We start from the raw sequence: 13,133 nt of genomic DNA on the forward strand, positions 1-13,133 counted from the left end.
ACTCAGGCCATCGTTCAGGCCTGAGGTGCCGGAGTGCGGATCAGGTGGTCGAAGGCCGACAGCGCCGCCTTGGCCCCTTCGCCGGTGGCGATGACGATCTGCTTGTAGGGCACGGTCGTCACGTCGCCCGCGCCGTACACGCCCGGCACGCTGGTGTGGCACTTGGCGTCCACCACGATCTCGCCGAACTTGGACAGCTCCAGCGTGCCCTTGAGGAACTCGCTGTTGGGCACCAGGCCGATCTGCACGAACACGCCTTCCAGCGCCACCGTGTGCTCCTCGCCCGAGACGCGGTCCTTGTACTTCAGGCCGTTGACCTTGTGGCCGTCGCCGGTGATCTCGGTGGTCTGGGCGTTCACGTGGATCTCCACGTTGGGCAGACTCTTGAGCTTGTTGACCAGCACGGCATCGGCCTTGAGCTGGTCGGCAAACTCGACCAGGGTGACATGGGCCACCACACCGGCCAGGTCGATGGCCGCCTCGACGCCGGAGTTGCCGCCGCCGATCACCGCCACGCGCTTGCCCTTGAACAGCGGGCCGTCGCAGTGCGGGCAGTAGGCCACGCCCTTGGTCTTGTATTCCTGCTCGCCGGGCACGTTGACATTGCGCCAGCGCGCGCCGGTGGCCACGATCACGGTGCGGCTCCTCAGCTCGGCGCCGTTGTTGAGCTTGACGGTGGCATAGCCCCCCGGCTGGGCCGCCGGCACCAGCTGGTCCACCTTCTGGTTGGCCATGATGTCCACGTCATAGACGCGCACATGGGCTTCCAGCGCGGCGGCGAACTTCGGGCCTTCGGTCTCGGGCACGGAGATGAAGTTCTCGATGCCCAGGGTGTCCAGGGTCTGGCCACCGAAGCGCTCGGCCACGATGCCGGTGCGGATGCCCTTGCGGGCCGCGTAAATGGCCGCGGCCGCACCGGCCGGGCCGGCGCCCACCACCAGCACGTCGAACGGGGCCTTGGTGGACAGCTTGGCGGCATCGCGGGCGGCGGCGCCGGTGTCGATCTTGGCCAGGATCTCGGGCAGTTCCATGCGGCCGGAGCTGAACATCTGGCCGTTGAGGTAGACCGCCGGCACGCCCATGATCTGGCGCTCCTCGATCTCCTGCTGGAACAGGCCGCCGTCGATCGCCACGTGGCGGATGCGCGGGTTGAGCATGGCCATCAGGTTGAGGGCCTGCACCACGTCCGGGCAGTTGTGGCAGGTCAGGGACATGTAGGTCTCGAAGACGAAGTCGCCTTCGATGGCCTGGATCTGCTCGATCACGTCGGCCTCGACCTTGGGCGGGTGGCCGCCGGCCCACAGCAGCGCCAGCAGCAGCGAGGTGAACTCGTGGCCCATGGGGATGGCGGCGAAGCGCATGCCCATGTCCGCCCCGGCGCGGGTGATCTGGAAGGAGGGACGGCGGGCGTCCTGGCCGTCGAAGCGGGCCGTGATCTTGGCCGGCGCGATGGCGGCGATCTCGCCCAGCAGTTCGCGCATCTCGGCCGAAGCCGGGCGGTCGTCGAGGCTCGCGATCAGCTCGATGGGCTGGGTGATGCGCTCGAAGTAGGCCTGGAGCTGGGTCTTGATGCTGTCGTCCAACATGGCGGTGTCCTTTCTTGGCGGTGTTCAGGCGTGGTCGTTCCGACCCCGTTGAAAGCACCCGCAGGACGTGGCCGGGGACGCTTTCAACAGGGCCTGAGGGGCCCGCGCGAGGGCTCTGCACCCTCGCGGTGGTGACGGTAGGAGGCAGGCGAGGCGCCTGCCTTGCCCTGGGTCATCGGGAGGGGATCAGATCTTGCCGACCAGATCGATCGAGGGAGCCAGGGTCTTGGCGCCTTCGTTCCACTTGGCGGGGCACACTTCGCCCGGGTGGGCGGCGGTGTACTGGGCGGCCTTCAGCTTGCGCACGGTTTCCTTGACATCGCGGGCGATCTCGTTGGAGTGCACTTCCATGGTCTTGATGATGCCGTCCGGGTTGATGATGAAGGTGCCGCGCAGGGCCAGGCCTTCTTCCGGGATGTGCACGCCGAAGGCGTTGGTCAGTTGGTGGGTCGGGTCACCGACCAGGGGGAACTTGGCCTTGCCGACGGCGGCGGAGGTCTCGTGCCACACCTTGTGCGAGAAGTGGGTGTCGGTGGTCACGATGTAGACCTCGGCACCGGCCTTCTGGAACTCGGCGTAGTTGTCGGCCGCGTCTTCGATCTCGGTCGGGCAGTTGAAGGTGAAGGCCGCCGGCATGAAGATCAGGACGGACCACTTGCCCTTCAGGGTTTCGTCAGAGACGTCGATGAATTCGCCCTTGCCGCCACGGTTGACGAAAGCGGTGGTCTTGAACGGTTGGACCTGGGTGTTGATCAGGGACATGCGTCACTCCTCTGTGTTGGTTGCTGGGTGGGAAACAGTACAGGAGGGATGTTAGGCCGCCGTGATCATTTCGTGGATTGATTGATCGAATGTGACCAATTAGTCCGGACTATCGCCCCCCTGGGCCTGGGACTGGTGCAGGCGCGCGTACAGGCCACCGCGGGCCAGCAGTTCGGCATGGCGCCCCTGCTCCACCACCCGGCCCTGGTCCATCGCGACGATCCAGTCGGCCGACTCGATGGTGGACAGGCGGTGGGCGATGACCAGGGTGGTGCGGTGGCGGGCCAGCGTGCCCAGGGCCTCCTGGACCTGGCGCTCGCTCTCGTTGTCCAGGGCCGAGGTGGCCTCGTCCAGGATCAGCACTGGCGCGTCCTTCAGGAAGGCGCGGGCAATGGCGATGCGTTGGCGCTGGCCGCCGCTGAGGTTCACCCCGTTGTGGCCGCAGGGCGCGTCCAGCTGCTGGGGCAGACGCTCCACGAACTCCCAGGCATGGGCGGCGCGGGCGGCCTCCAGAATTTTCTCGCGCGGCAGGTCCGGCCGGCCATAGGCCATGTTGGCCGCCACCGTGTCGTCGAACAGCACCACTTGCTGGCCCACCCAGGCCAGCTGCTCGCGCCAGCTGCGCAGCTCCAGCGCAGCGATGTCGTGCGGGCCGTACTGGATGGCGCCCTGCTGCGGGCTGTAGAAACGCGCCAGCAGCTGGGCCACCGTGGTCTTGCCACTGCCCGAGCTGCCCACCAGGGCCACGGTCTGGCCCGGTGGCAGGGTCAGGCAGAAGTCCTCCAGCGCCGGCCGGTCCTGGCCCGGGTAGGAGAAGGTGACGTGGTCGAAGACGATGGGCTGCAGCGGCGTGGTGGCCGGCAGCGGCGTGCCCTGCCCTTCGGGCTCCAGCGGCTGGTCCAGCAGGTCGAACAGGCCACGCGCCGAGGCCAGGCCGCTCTGAATGGTGCCGTTGATGTTGGTCAGGCGGCGGATCGGCTCGAACAGCAGCGACATGGCCGTGACAAAGCCGAAGAACTCGCCCGGCGTGAGCAGGTTGCGCGCCGACAGCGTCATGACGACGAAGATCACGCCCGACACCGCCAGCGCCGCCAGCACCTGCACCAGCGGCACATTGGCCGACTGCACCCGCACCGTGCGCATGTTGGCGCGCCGCAGGTCCTCGCTGAGCTGGTTGAAGCGGCCCGACTCGTAGTCCCGGGCACCGAAGATCTTCAGCTCCTTGACGCCGCTCAGGCCCGCCTCCAGCTGGCCGGCCAGCTGCCCGGCCAGGGTGCGCATGGTCTCGTTGGAGATGCGCAGTTTGCGGCTGGCCACGCGGATGAGCACCGCCACCACCGGCGCCACCAACAGGATCAGCAGCGTCAGGTGCCAGGCCAGCAGGAAGAGCTTGATCGTCAGGCCGACGATGATCAGCGTGTCGCGGATGACGATGATCCAGGCCGAGGACAGGGCCTGGCTGAGCAGCGGGATGTCGTTGAGGATGCTGCTGAGCATGCGCCCGTGGGAGCGCGACTGGTGCTCGGCCAGCGGCAGGCCGGTCTGGTGGCGGAAGACCTCCTGCCTCAGATCCGACATGGCGTGCTGGGCCACCGCCTGGCTGGCCACGTTGGCCACATAGTCCACCAGGCCCTTGGCGGCGAAGGTCAGGGCCAGCAGCAGCGGCAGACGCCAGCCGGCCTGCGGGTCCTTGCCGATCAGGCCCTTGTCCACCAGGTGCTGCAGCAGCGTGGGCACCAGCGGCTCCAGCGCGGCGGCCGCGCCCATGGCCAGCAGCGCCACGGCCGCGGTGCGCCAGTAAGGCCGGGCGTAGCCCAGCAGGCGGCGGTAGACCTGGACGGAGTCGCTCATTCTCGGCGCAGCACCTTGTCGACGAACCAGATGCCCAGACGGGACTTGCGCCGATGGTCGTATTCGGCCTGCAGGGCCTCCGGATCGTAGGCCGTCTGCACCCAGTCGAGGAATTCGATCGGACGCGTCTGATGGGCCCGCTTGTAGGCCTCAAAGAAATAGTCCAGCCGCCCGGTGTTGCCGAACTGGAAATGGCCATAGCGCCAGCTCAGTTCGGTGAGCTTCTCGATCGGCTCGCCGAGATGGAAGTGACGGTACAGCGCCGAGGCCAGGCCGGCCCGGTCCGCCCCGGACTTGCAGTGCAGCATGGCCGGGTACTCGATGGTCTGGAAGGCGTCGCGCAAGGCCAGCACCTCGTCCACGCGGGGCATGCGCCGTGAGCCCAGGGAGAAGCTGATCAGCTTCAGGCCCAGGCGGCGGCAGGCATCGGCTTCCAGCGCGTAGGAACCCTGGCCCAGGTTCTCGCCACGCAGGTTGAGCACGGTGCGGATGCCCAGGGTCTTGCGGTAGCGCCGCAGCTGCGCCGGGCTGGGCTGGCTCAGGCGGTACATGCCGCCGCCCAGGTGGTGCAGGTTGTTGTACAGCGCCCGGAAAGCACCGTGGTCCACCAGGTACATGTCGAGGCGGGCAATCCACCGGCCCAGGCGTGTCTTGAGGTTGTGGCGCATGGATGAGGGAGTACGGCGAGCGCACTCCCGCGAACAAAAGGGTCGGATTTTATCCGGCCCGCCTGTTCAGCCGCATTGCCCCACGTAGCCACAGGCCGTGCAGAAGTCGCAGCCGTCCTTGTGGATCAGGGTGCTGTTGCCACACTCCGGGCAGGGCTTTCCGGCCATCGGCGTCACGGTTTCAGCCGCATGGGCCTTGGCCGCGGGCGCCTGCAGAATGCCCATTTCGCGCAACGGAAAGCCCTGGTCGTCCAGCACGCCCAGCATGGCGTAGCGGTGGATGATCAACCGGGCCACATAGGCCACGGTGCTGGGCCAGACCTGCTGGCGCTTCTCACCCGGCACCGGGGCCATGAAGTGGCCCAGCGGCTCGCCGACATTGAGCAGCTTGCGCAGCTTCATGCCGATCCAGGCGGGGTCGATCACCCGCATGTCCAGCGACAGCAGGCGGGCCAGGCCGTCGAGCGCCTTGGGGTAGTTGCCCGAGAAGCCGACCGCGCAGGGGCGGGTGACGTAGCCCGAGGCCGACTCGGTGCTGGCCAGGGCCACCTCCTTGAGCGTCAGCGTGAAGGCTTCGCCGGTGGCGGGGTTGTCCACGTCGACCGCCCAGGCCAGCGTGCCGGCGGTGGTGGTGCGGGGCTCCTCGCGGCTGAACATGGCGTCCAGCACCGGGGTCGGGCCGCCCTCTTCCAGCGCCCCCAGCTCTTCGCAGCGCCAGCGGATCACGGCCGCGGTGGCCGCCACCACGCCCGGGAACAGGCGCTTCTCGCCCGAGGGCGGGAAGGCCATCTCGAAGGAGCGCTCCTCGGCCACGGTGGCCAGAGCGTCGAGCTTGAGCTTGAGCCACTGCGGGTCGTTGACCCGCATGTCCATCGACAGCGTCTTGGCCAGCGCGCCCAGGCCACGCGGCTGCTCGGCGCCGTTCACCCAGACCTCGAAGGGCAGGTTCTTGCCGAACAGGCCGCCGTCCGGCCCCTCGGCCGGGGTCTCGCCGACGAACAGCGCGAAGTCGCCGTGCGGGTGCTGGATCATGTAGCTCCAGGCCGGGTTGCCCGCGCGCATCTCCGGCCGGCTCGGCCAGCGCATGGAGGTGAGCACCGGCTTGGGCAGCTTCTCCAGCTTCAGGCGCTGGTTGGCACCGTCGGTGGTCAGCGGCGCGGGCTGCGCGGCCGTGCTGCTGCTGGGTTCCACGCTCAGCACCGAGCCCAGCACCGCATTGGGCCGGTAGGTGGCCAGGCCCTTGAGGCCGCTCTGCCAGGCCATCAGGTACAGGTCCTGGAAGTCGGCATAGGGGTAGTCGGCCGGCACGTTGACCGTCTTGGAGATGGCAGTGTCGATGCAGGGCGCGACCGCGGCCACCATCAGGGCGTGGGCCTCGGCGCTCATCTCCAGCGCAGTGACGAAGGCCTCGGTCAGCGGCGCCTCGACGCCCTTGAGGTGGCGGTACAGGCGCCAGGCGTGGTCCTCCACCGCGTATTCCTTGAAGCCGCCATCGGGCATGCGCTTCTTGCGGGTGTAGGTCCAGCTGAAGGCCGGCTCGATGCCGTTCGAGGCGTTGTCGGCAAAAGCCAGGCTGATGGTGCCGGTCGGTGCGATCGACAGCAGGTGCGAGTTGCGCAGGCCGTGGGTGCGGATGCGGTCCTTGACCGCCTGCGGCAGGCGCGAGGCGAAGGTGCCGCGCGACAGGTACATGTCGGCATTGAACAGCGGGAAGGCACCGCGCTCGGCCGCCAGGTCCACGCTGGCGTTGTAGGCGCCGTCACGCATCACCTCGGAGATGCGGCGGGCCATGTCGCGCGCCTCGGGCGTGTCGTAGCGCAGGCCGAGCATTACCAGGGCGTCACCCAGGCCGGTGAAGCCCAGACCGACGCGGCGCTTGTTGGCCGCCTCCTGGCGCTGGCGCTCCAGCGGCCAGACGGTCACGTCCAGCACGTTGTCCAGCATGCGGGTGGCCACCTTCACCACCTCGACGAAGGCGGCCTCGTCGAAGCTGGCGTCGCCCTCGAAGGGCTGGCGCACGAAGTGCGTCAGGTCGATCGAACCCAGGCAGCAGCAGCCATAGGGCGGCAGCGGCTGCTCGGCGCAGGGGTTGGTGGCCGAGATGGCCTCGCAGTAGCTGAGGTTGTTGTCCTGGTTGATGCGGTCCAGGAAGAGCACACCCGGCTCGGCGTGGTCGTAGGTGGACCGCATGATCTGGTCCCACAGCGTGGTGGCCGGCAGCTTGCGGTAGACCCACAGGCCGTCGCCGCGCTGGTAGGCGCCCGCCTGCTTCTGCTTGTCGCCCGGCTCGGCGCGGTGCACCAGCTCCACGTCGGCGCTGGCTTGCACCGCCTTCATGAACTCGTCGGTCACGCCCACCGAGATGTTGAAGTTGCGCAGGTCGCCCTGGTCCTTCGCGTGGATGAATTCCTCGATGTCCGGGTGGTCGCAGCGCAGCACGCCCATCTGGGCACCGCGACGGGCGCCGGCGGATTCCACCGTCTCGCAGGAGCGATCGAACACCCGCATGTAGCTCACCGGGCCCGAGGCGCTGGATTGGGTGGAGCCCACCCAGGCCCCCTTGGGTCGGATGCGGGAGAAGTCGTAGCCCACCCCGCCGCCACGGCGCATGGTCTCGGCGGCCTCGGTCAGTGCCGTATAGATGCCCGGAAAGCCCTCCTCGTCCGACGCGATGGAGTCCCCCACCGGCTGGACGAAGCAGTTGATCAGGGTGGCGGTCAGGTCGGTACCTGCGGCGGAGTTGATGCGACCGGCCGGCACGAAGCCGCGGCGCTGCGCCTCCAGGAAACGGGCTTCCCAGTGGGCCCGCTGCTCGGCCGGCTCATGGGCCGCCAGCGCACGGGCGATGCGAGCACGCACTTCCTCCAGAGACCGCTCATCGCCTTTGGCGTACTTTTCAATCAGCACCTCTTCGCTGATCGGCTGGGCAGGCAGGGCATCCAGCAGGGATCCCTGACGGGGGGCGGCGTTGCGGGTTTTGCTCATGGGCGTGGCGTCTCGGACTGTTCAAAAAACCAGCCGGGGATGATGCGCCAATCGGGGCTCGCCGGACAGTCTTGACATTCCGATCGGCCCGTCCGGAACGCCAGAAGTTGGCCCAGCGCAAAGAGTTGCGGGATGACGTTCGTGTCGGTGACCCCGCTTGCAAGACCCCTGGCTTCGGGGGGTTATGCCTTGATATTCGTCAATCCAAGTCTCGACCGACTGGTCAACCGGGCCGTCCGGCCCCACACTCTCGGTCATGGCGTCCATGATCCCCATCAAGTCAGAGCCTCTTTCCGAGGTGTCCGCAGGCTGCGGCGCCTGCTTTCACAGCAGCATGGGCCCGGTGTGCCACTCCGCCTGCGAACACCCGCTCGAGACCGTGCCGGCGTTGAGTGGCCCGAGCGACACGGTGCAGCGCGTGCTGCATGCGCTGGAACACGCGCTGGGGCCGCTGCAAGGCCAGAACGAAACGACGAACTCGGCGCTGGCCCTGGTTCGCTCCCTGCATCTGGCCGATGGTGAGGCCGAACTGACGCTGGCCGTGGCCCCGCGTTGCGGCGGCGCCTTGCTGGCCGACGCTGCTTTCGACACCTTGCGGCGCCTGCTGCCCGACACCGACATCTACGTGCGGCACGCCAGCTGAGCACGCCGGCGCGGCCCGGCTGCCTGATACTGCGGGCTCCTCGGCTCCCCTGTCGCGCATGACCTCCCACCGCCCGCCGGACCTGATCCGGCAACTGCTGTCGGTGCTCACCCTGCTGGTCCTGATCGGAGGCAGCCTGTGGGTGATGCAACCCTTCGTGGCGCCACTGATCTGGGCCGCCATGATCACGGTGGCCACCTGGCCCACCCTGCTGTGGCTGCAGCGCCACCTGGGGAACCGCCGCGGCCTGGCCACCCTGGCCATGTTGCTGCTGCTGCTGCTGGGCCTGTTCGTGCCCCTGACCCTGGCCATCGTGACGCTGGTCAGCCACGCCGACGAAGCACTGGAGTGGATCAAGGGACTGGATCCATCCCAGGTGGCCAATCCGCCCACCTGGGTGGCGGCCCTGCCCATGGTGGGCGAGCGCGTGGCCCAAACTTGGCGGGACACCTTTCAGGGCGGCGGCGCGGCCCTGGCCGCCAAGCTGGCCCCCTATGCCGGTACGCTGGCCAAGGCGGCCCTGCGCCAGGTCGGCGCCCTGGGGGCGGTGGGCCTGCAGTTCCTGCTGACCGTGGCCATCTGCGGCGTGCTGTACCTGGAAGGCGAGATCGGCGCGCGCGGGGCGACCCGCTTTGCCCACCGCCTGGCCGGTGAGCGCGGCGTGCGCATGGTGCACCTGGCTGCCCATGCCGCCCGGGGCGTGGCCCTGGGTGTGGTGGTCACCGCGGTCGCCCAGGCCGTGCTGGGGGGGATCGGCGTGGCCATTGCCGGCGTGCCGGGTGCCATGGTGCTGACCACCATCATGTTCCTGCTGACCATCGCCCAGATCGGCCCGCTGCCGGTGCTGCTGAGCTGCTGCGGCTGGCTGCTGTGGTCCGGCCACACGGGCGCAGCCATCGGCCTGCTGCTGTGGTCGGGGGTGGTGGGCACCATCGACAACCTGCTGCGCCCCTGGCTGATCCGCAAGGGCGCGGACCTGCCGCTGCTGCTGATCTTCGCTGGCGTGATTGGCGGCCTGGTGGCCTTTGGCCTGCTGGGCATCTTCATCGGCCCGGTGGTGCTGGCCGTCACCTACACCCTGATGGGCTCCTGGATGGACGAAGAAGCGGGCCCCGAGGCCGATGCTGTCAGCCAAGCCGGGGCCGCGACGTTGAAGCAGGAGGACACTTCGCGTCCACCCGCTTCAGGAGACACCCCATGATGCGTTCACAGCCCTGGCGCCAGGCAGCCCTGCTTGTGCCCCTGCTCGGCGCCCTGCCGGCCGCCCATGCCGGCACCGTGACGGTGGAATTCCTCCACCCGGAAAGCTACACAGACGTCCATGTCGAGGGCGACGTGAACGTGCAGGTCCTGCAGCCCCTGGCGCAGGGCCTCAAGCGCCTGGGCCAGCGCCTGCCGGCCGACCGAACGCTGGTCATCCAGGTCAGCGACATCGATCTGGCCGGCGACTGGCGTCCGCCGCCCCGGCTGGGCCTGGAGGTCCGCGTGATGACCCCCGCAAGCTGGCCCCGCATCGACCTGCATTACCAGCTCAAGGACGCCTCGGGCCGGGACCTCCAGGCCGGAGATGCCGAGATCAAGGACATGGGTTACCAGGACAGCATCACCACGCTGATCGACAGCACCCCTCTGCGCTACGAGCAGAAGATGCTGCGCGACTGGTTCAGCCGGACTTTCCCCAACCCCGGCCCCTGATCCCTAGGCCGCAGGCGCGCGGCCGGCCTGGAAGGGGTGCCAAACCGGGTAGAGTGGCGCACCATTTTTGGCGTCATCCCGTGGTTTCATGATGCGTCTTCCCAACCTGCTGGCGACCGCACGCGGCCGCCTGACCGCGTTCTTCCTGCTGTACCTGACCGAGGGCATTCCACTGGGTTTTGCCGCCACCGCGGTGGCCACCCAGCTGCGCCGACAGGGCGTGGGGCCGGCCGAGATCGGTGCCTTTGTCGGGGCGTTCTACCTGCCCTGGGCCTTCAAGTGGGCCTACGGCCCGGTGGTGGACGTGTTCGCCTCGGCCCGGCTGGGCCGGCGCCGCGGCTGGATCCTGGGCATGCAGGTGATGATGGTGCTGACCCTGCTGTCCACCGTGATGCTGGACCTGCCGCGTCAGTTGGGCCTGTTCACCCTGATCCTGCTGGTGCACAACGTCTTCTCGGCCACCCAGGACGTGGCCATCGACGCGCTGGCCGTCAACACGCTGCAGGAGCATGAGCGCGCCACGGCCAACGGCATGATGTTCGCCGGCGCCAGCCTGGGCCAGGCGGTCGGGGGCAGCGGCGCCCTGTTCGTGGCGGCCCAGTTCGGCTTCCAGAGCTCCTTCTACTTCGTCTGCGGCGCCATCCTGCTGGTGACGCTGTTCGTGGTGCTGCCCCTGAAGGAAGCCCCGGACCCGGCCTGGGAGGCCAGACGCGGTGGCGGCCTGCATGCGGCCCTGCGCGAGATGCTGAGCTTCGTGGTCAACGCCTTCCGCTCCTTCGTCGGCACGCGCGGCGCGTTTGCCGGCCTGGGCATGGCCCTGCTGCCGCCGGGGGCCCTGTGCCTGGGCCTGGCGCTGCAGAGCAATCTGGCCGTGGAACTGGGCCTGCCGGATGACCAGGTGGCCTGGCTGAACCTGTGGTCCACCGTCATCGGTGCCGCCGGCTGCGTGCTGGGCGGGTTCATCTCGGACCGAGTGGACCGCCGCAAGGCGCTCAACATCTACATCCTGCTGATGAGCGTACCGGTGCTGGTGCTGGCCTTCTTCCTGCAGCGAGAAGGCTGGATCACCGCCGACGCCAACAAGGCCGGCCTGCACAACGCCGCGCTGGGCTCTCTGGTGCTGGCCTTCTGGGTCGCCACCCTCACCTATGCCCTCTTCAACGGCATGATGTACAGCACGGCCAACGCCATCTTCATGGACGTGACCAACCCGGCCGTGGCCGCCACCCAGTTCACCGCCTACATGGCCATGGCCAACCTGGCCATCTCCTACAGCTCGATCTGGCAGGGCATCGGCATCGAATCCTGGGGCTATCCGACCACCATGGTGATCGACGGCTTCTTCGGCCTGGCCTACCTGCTGCTGCTGCCCTTCACCCGCCGTCGCCCGGGCGACCCCGAGGGCTTCACCGACGCCTTGGCCCCGCAGCGCGCCCGCAAGCTCGCCCTGGGTCTGGCGCTGATGTGCCTGGCCTGGCTGCCGGTGCACTACGAGGAATCGCTGCTGGGCCCGGCCCAGCCGATCGCCGGCGTGCTGTTCTCGCTGGTCTTCGTCGGCAGCGCGGTGGTGCTGCTGGCCGGTGGCGCGGTGCTGCTCAAGGAGCGGCCCGCACTGGCCAGGACGGCGATGTGGTGTTCGATCCTGAGCGCCCTGCTGCTGTTGCGCAAGTTCCTGGAAGACACCCCGGCCCCTGTGCAAGCCCTGGGCCACGGCCTGCTCTACCTGATCCCGGTGCTCACCGCCGCACTGCTGTGGCAACTCGCCCGCCGGCCCTGGCGCGATCTGGCACCCGAGCCACAGGCCATCGCGGCCACGGGCGCCTGACGCAGGAACCCGACCGATGTACCTGATCCAGATCCGCTACACGCGCCCGCTGGCCGAGGTGGAGCAAGAGCTGGAGGCCCACCGCGCCTACCTGCGCGAGGCCCCCGAGGCCGCCGGCATCCTGATGACCGCCCGGCGCCAGGACCGCACGGGCGGCCTGGTGATGATGCGTGCCGACAGCCTGGCCGCGGTCGAGGCCTTCGTGGCCCGCGACCCCTACGCCACGACCGGCGTGGCGGCCTTCGAGATCACCGCCTACGACGTGGCCCAGGTGGCCGCGGGGCTGGACGCCCTGAAGGGCTGATCAGCCCCGACCCACGAAGGGCATGGCCGTGGCCATCACGGTGGTGAACAGCACATTGGCCGACAGCGGCAGCCCGGCGATGTGCACCACCATGTCGGCCACCTGCTGAACATCCATACGGGCCTCGGCGCGCACCTGGCCATCGGCCTGCAGCATGCCGCTGGCCATGGTGGTGGTCATGTCGGTGGCGGCGTTGCCGATGTCGATCTGACCCACCGCGATGTCGAAGGCCCGGCCGTCGAGCGCCGCCGAACGGGTCAGCCCGGTCATCGCATGCTTGGTGGCGGTGTAGGCCACCGAGTTCGGCCGCGGCGCATGGGCCGAGATCGAGCCGTTGTTCAGGATGCGCCCGCCGCGCGGGGCCTGGGCCTTCATCAGCCGGAAAGCCTCGCGGGTGCAGAGGAAGGCGCCGGTCAGGTTGACGTCCACCGCCGCCTGCCAGTCGGCCAGGGGCAGATCCTCCAGCGGCACGCCAGCGGTGAAGATGCCGGCGTTGTTGAAAAGGAAGTCCAGCCGCCCGAAGCGCCCGTGGAGGACGGCGAACAAGTCCTTCACCGAGGCCTCGTCGCGCACGTCCGCCACCACCGGGCAGGCCCGCTCGGGCGCGGCGCTGGCCTCGGCCACGGCCTCCAGCGCCTCGGCTTGGCGGCCGGCCAGCACCACGATCCAGCCAGCCTCGATCAGCGCCAGCGAACAGGCCCGGCCAATGCCCCGGCCCGCCCCGGTCACCAGGGCAATGCGGGATGGGCTGGAAAGGTTCTGGGACATGGCGGGCTCCTGCGGATGAGCCCCGCAGTCTGCCATGCAGCAAGCG

General features: G+C 68.8%; 11 protein-coding genes. 5 read left to right on the forward strand and 6 right to left on the reverse strand.

Annotated elements, in window-relative coordinates:
• Window positions 1-14 precede the first annotated feature (14 nt).
• The 5 genes from ahpF to M0L44_RS11905 form a co-directional block, all read right to left on the reverse strand.
• Entirely contained in the window at window positions 15-1,586 is a 1,572-nt protein-coding gene (ahpF, locus tag M0L44_RS11885) for an alkyl hydroperoxide reductase subunit F (RefSeq protein WP_252769914.1), read from the reverse strand.
• A gap of 186 nt (window positions 1,587-1,772) precedes the next feature.
• Complete coding sequence (gene ahpC, locus M0L44_RS11890; protein WP_252769915.1) at window positions 1,773-2,348, reverse strand: alkyl hydroperoxide reductase subunit C; 576 nt, start codon at window positions 2,346-2,348, stop codon at window positions 1,773-1,775.
• 99 nt (window positions 2,349-2,447) lie between these two features.
• Window positions 2,448-4,199: a lipid A export permease/ATP-binding protein MsbA gene (gene msbA / locus M0L44_RS11895; protein WP_252769916.1), complete on the reverse strand. Its 1,752-nt coding sequence runs from the start codon at window positions 4,197-4,199 to the stop codon at window positions 2,448-2,450.
• Window positions 4,196-4,867 (reverse strand): protein-tyrosine phosphatase family protein, encoded by a 672-nt coding sequence (locus M0L44_RS11900; RefSeq protein ID WP_252769917.1) that lies wholly within the window; start codon window positions 4,865-4,867, stop codon window positions 4,196-4,198. Before M0L44_RS11900 ends, msbA begins: the two co-directional genes overlap by 4 nt.
• Before the next feature lie 66 nt (window positions 4,868-4,933).
• Window positions 4,934-7,852: an adenosylcobalamin-dependent ribonucleoside-diphosphate reductase gene (locus M0L44_RS11905; protein ID WP_252769918.1), complete on the reverse strand. Its 2,919-nt coding sequence runs from the start codon at window positions 7,850-7,852 to the stop codon at window positions 4,934-4,936.
• Between the two features lie 256 nt (window positions 7,853-8,108).
• Between M0L44_RS11905 and M0L44_RS11910 the strand changes: the two genes are divergently transcribed.
• The 5 genes from M0L44_RS11910 to M0L44_RS11930 all read left to right on the forward strand — a co-directional run bounded on the left by M0L44_RS11910 (window position 8,109) and on the right by M0L44_RS11930 (window position 12,319).
• Window positions 8,109-8,495: a hypothetical protein gene (locus M0L44_RS11910; RefSeq protein ID WP_252769919.1), complete on the forward strand. Its 387-nt coding sequence runs from the start codon at window positions 8,109-8,111 to the stop codon at window positions 8,493-8,495.
• Window positions 8,496-8,553: 58 nt separating this feature from the next.
• Window positions 8,554-9,696 carry an AI-2E family transporter YdiK gene (ydiK, locus tag M0L44_RS11915; RefSeq protein WP_252769920.1) on the forward strand — a complete coding sequence of 381 codons (1,143 nt, stop codon included), beginning with the start codon at window positions 8,554-8,556 and terminating at the stop codon, window positions 9,694-9,696.
• Window positions 9,693-10,190: a DUF3016 domain-containing protein gene (locus M0L44_RS11920; RefSeq protein WP_252769921.1), complete on the forward strand. Its 498-nt coding sequence runs from the start codon at window positions 9,693-9,695 to the stop codon at window positions 10,188-10,190. The genes ydiK and M0L44_RS11920 overlap by 4 nt, the downstream gene beginning before the upstream one ends.
• An 88-nt stretch (window positions 10,191-10,278) precedes the next feature.
• Window positions 10,279-12,015 carry an MFS transporter gene (locus tag M0L44_RS11925; protein ID WP_252769922.1) on the forward strand — a complete coding sequence of 579 codons (1,737 nt, stop codon included), beginning with the start codon at window positions 10,279-10,281 and terminating at the stop codon, window positions 12,013-12,015.
• Window positions 12,016-12,031: 16 nt separating this feature from the next.
• On the forward strand, window positions 12,032-12,319 hold the full coding sequence (locus M0L44_RS11930; RefSeq protein WP_252769923.1) for a YciI family protein: 288 nt from the start codon (window positions 12,032-12,034) through the stop codon (window positions 12,317-12,319).
• Here M0L44_RS11930 and M0L44_RS11935 read toward each other — a convergent pair whose 3' ends face one another.
• Window positions 12,320-13,087: an SDR family oxidoreductase gene (locus M0L44_RS11935; protein ID WP_252769924.1), complete on the reverse strand. Its 768-nt coding sequence runs from the start codon at window positions 13,085-13,087 to the stop codon at window positions 12,320-12,322. It abuts the gene before it with no gap.
• Window positions 13,088-13,133: the final 46 nt, after the last annotated feature.

Source organism: Ideonella oryzae (assembly GCF_024055665.1).
Lineage (GTDB): Bacteria > Pseudomonadota > Gammaproteobacteria > Burkholderiales > Burkholderiaceae_C > Ideonella > Ideonella oryzae.

Bases quoted from the DNA above. Each gene is read 5' to 3' on its own strand.
- ahpC (WP_252769915.1), bottom strand. From the start codon at position 2,348: ATGTCCCTGATCAACACCCAGGTCCAACCGTTCAAGACCACCGCTTTC.
- M0L44_RS11930 (WP_252769923.1), top strand. From the start codon at position 12,032: ATGTACCTGATCCAGATCCGCTACACGCGCCCGCTGGCCGAGGTGGAG.
- msbA (WP_252769916.1), bottom strand. From the start codon at position 4,199: ATGAGCGACTCCGTCCAGGTCTACCGCCGCCTGCTGGGCTACGCCCGG.
- ydiK (WP_252769920.1), top strand. From the start codon at position 8,554: ATGACCTCCCACCGCCCGCCGGACCTGATCCGGCAACTGCTGTCGGTG.
- M0L44_RS11910 (WP_252769919.1), top strand. From the start codon at position 8,109: ATGGCGTCCATGATCCCCATCAAGTCAGAGCCTCTTTCCGAGGTGTCC.
- M0L44_RS11900 (WP_252769917.1), bottom strand. From the start codon at position 4,867: ATGCGCCACAACCTCAAGACACGCCTGGGCCGGTGGATTGCCCGCCTC.
- ahpF (WP_252769914.1), bottom strand. From the start codon at position 1,586: ATGTTGGACGACAGCATCAAGACCCAGCTCCAGGCCTACTTCGAGCGC.
- M0L44_RS11935 (WP_252769924.1), bottom strand. From the start codon at position 13,087: ATGTCCCAGAACCTTTCCAGCCCATCCCGCATTGCCCTGGTGACCGGG.
- M0L44_RS11925 (WP_252769922.1), top strand. From the start codon at position 10,279: ATGATGCGTCTTCCCAACCTGCTGGCGACCGCACGCGGCCGCCTGACC.
- M0L44_RS11920 (WP_252769921.1), top strand. From the start codon at position 9,693: ATGATGCGTTCACAGCCCTGGCGCCAGGCAGCCCTGCTTGTGCCCCTG.
- M0L44_RS11905 (WP_252769918.1), bottom strand. From the start codon at position 7,852: ATGAGCAAAACCCGCAACGCCGCCCCCCGTCAGGGATCCCTGCTGGAT.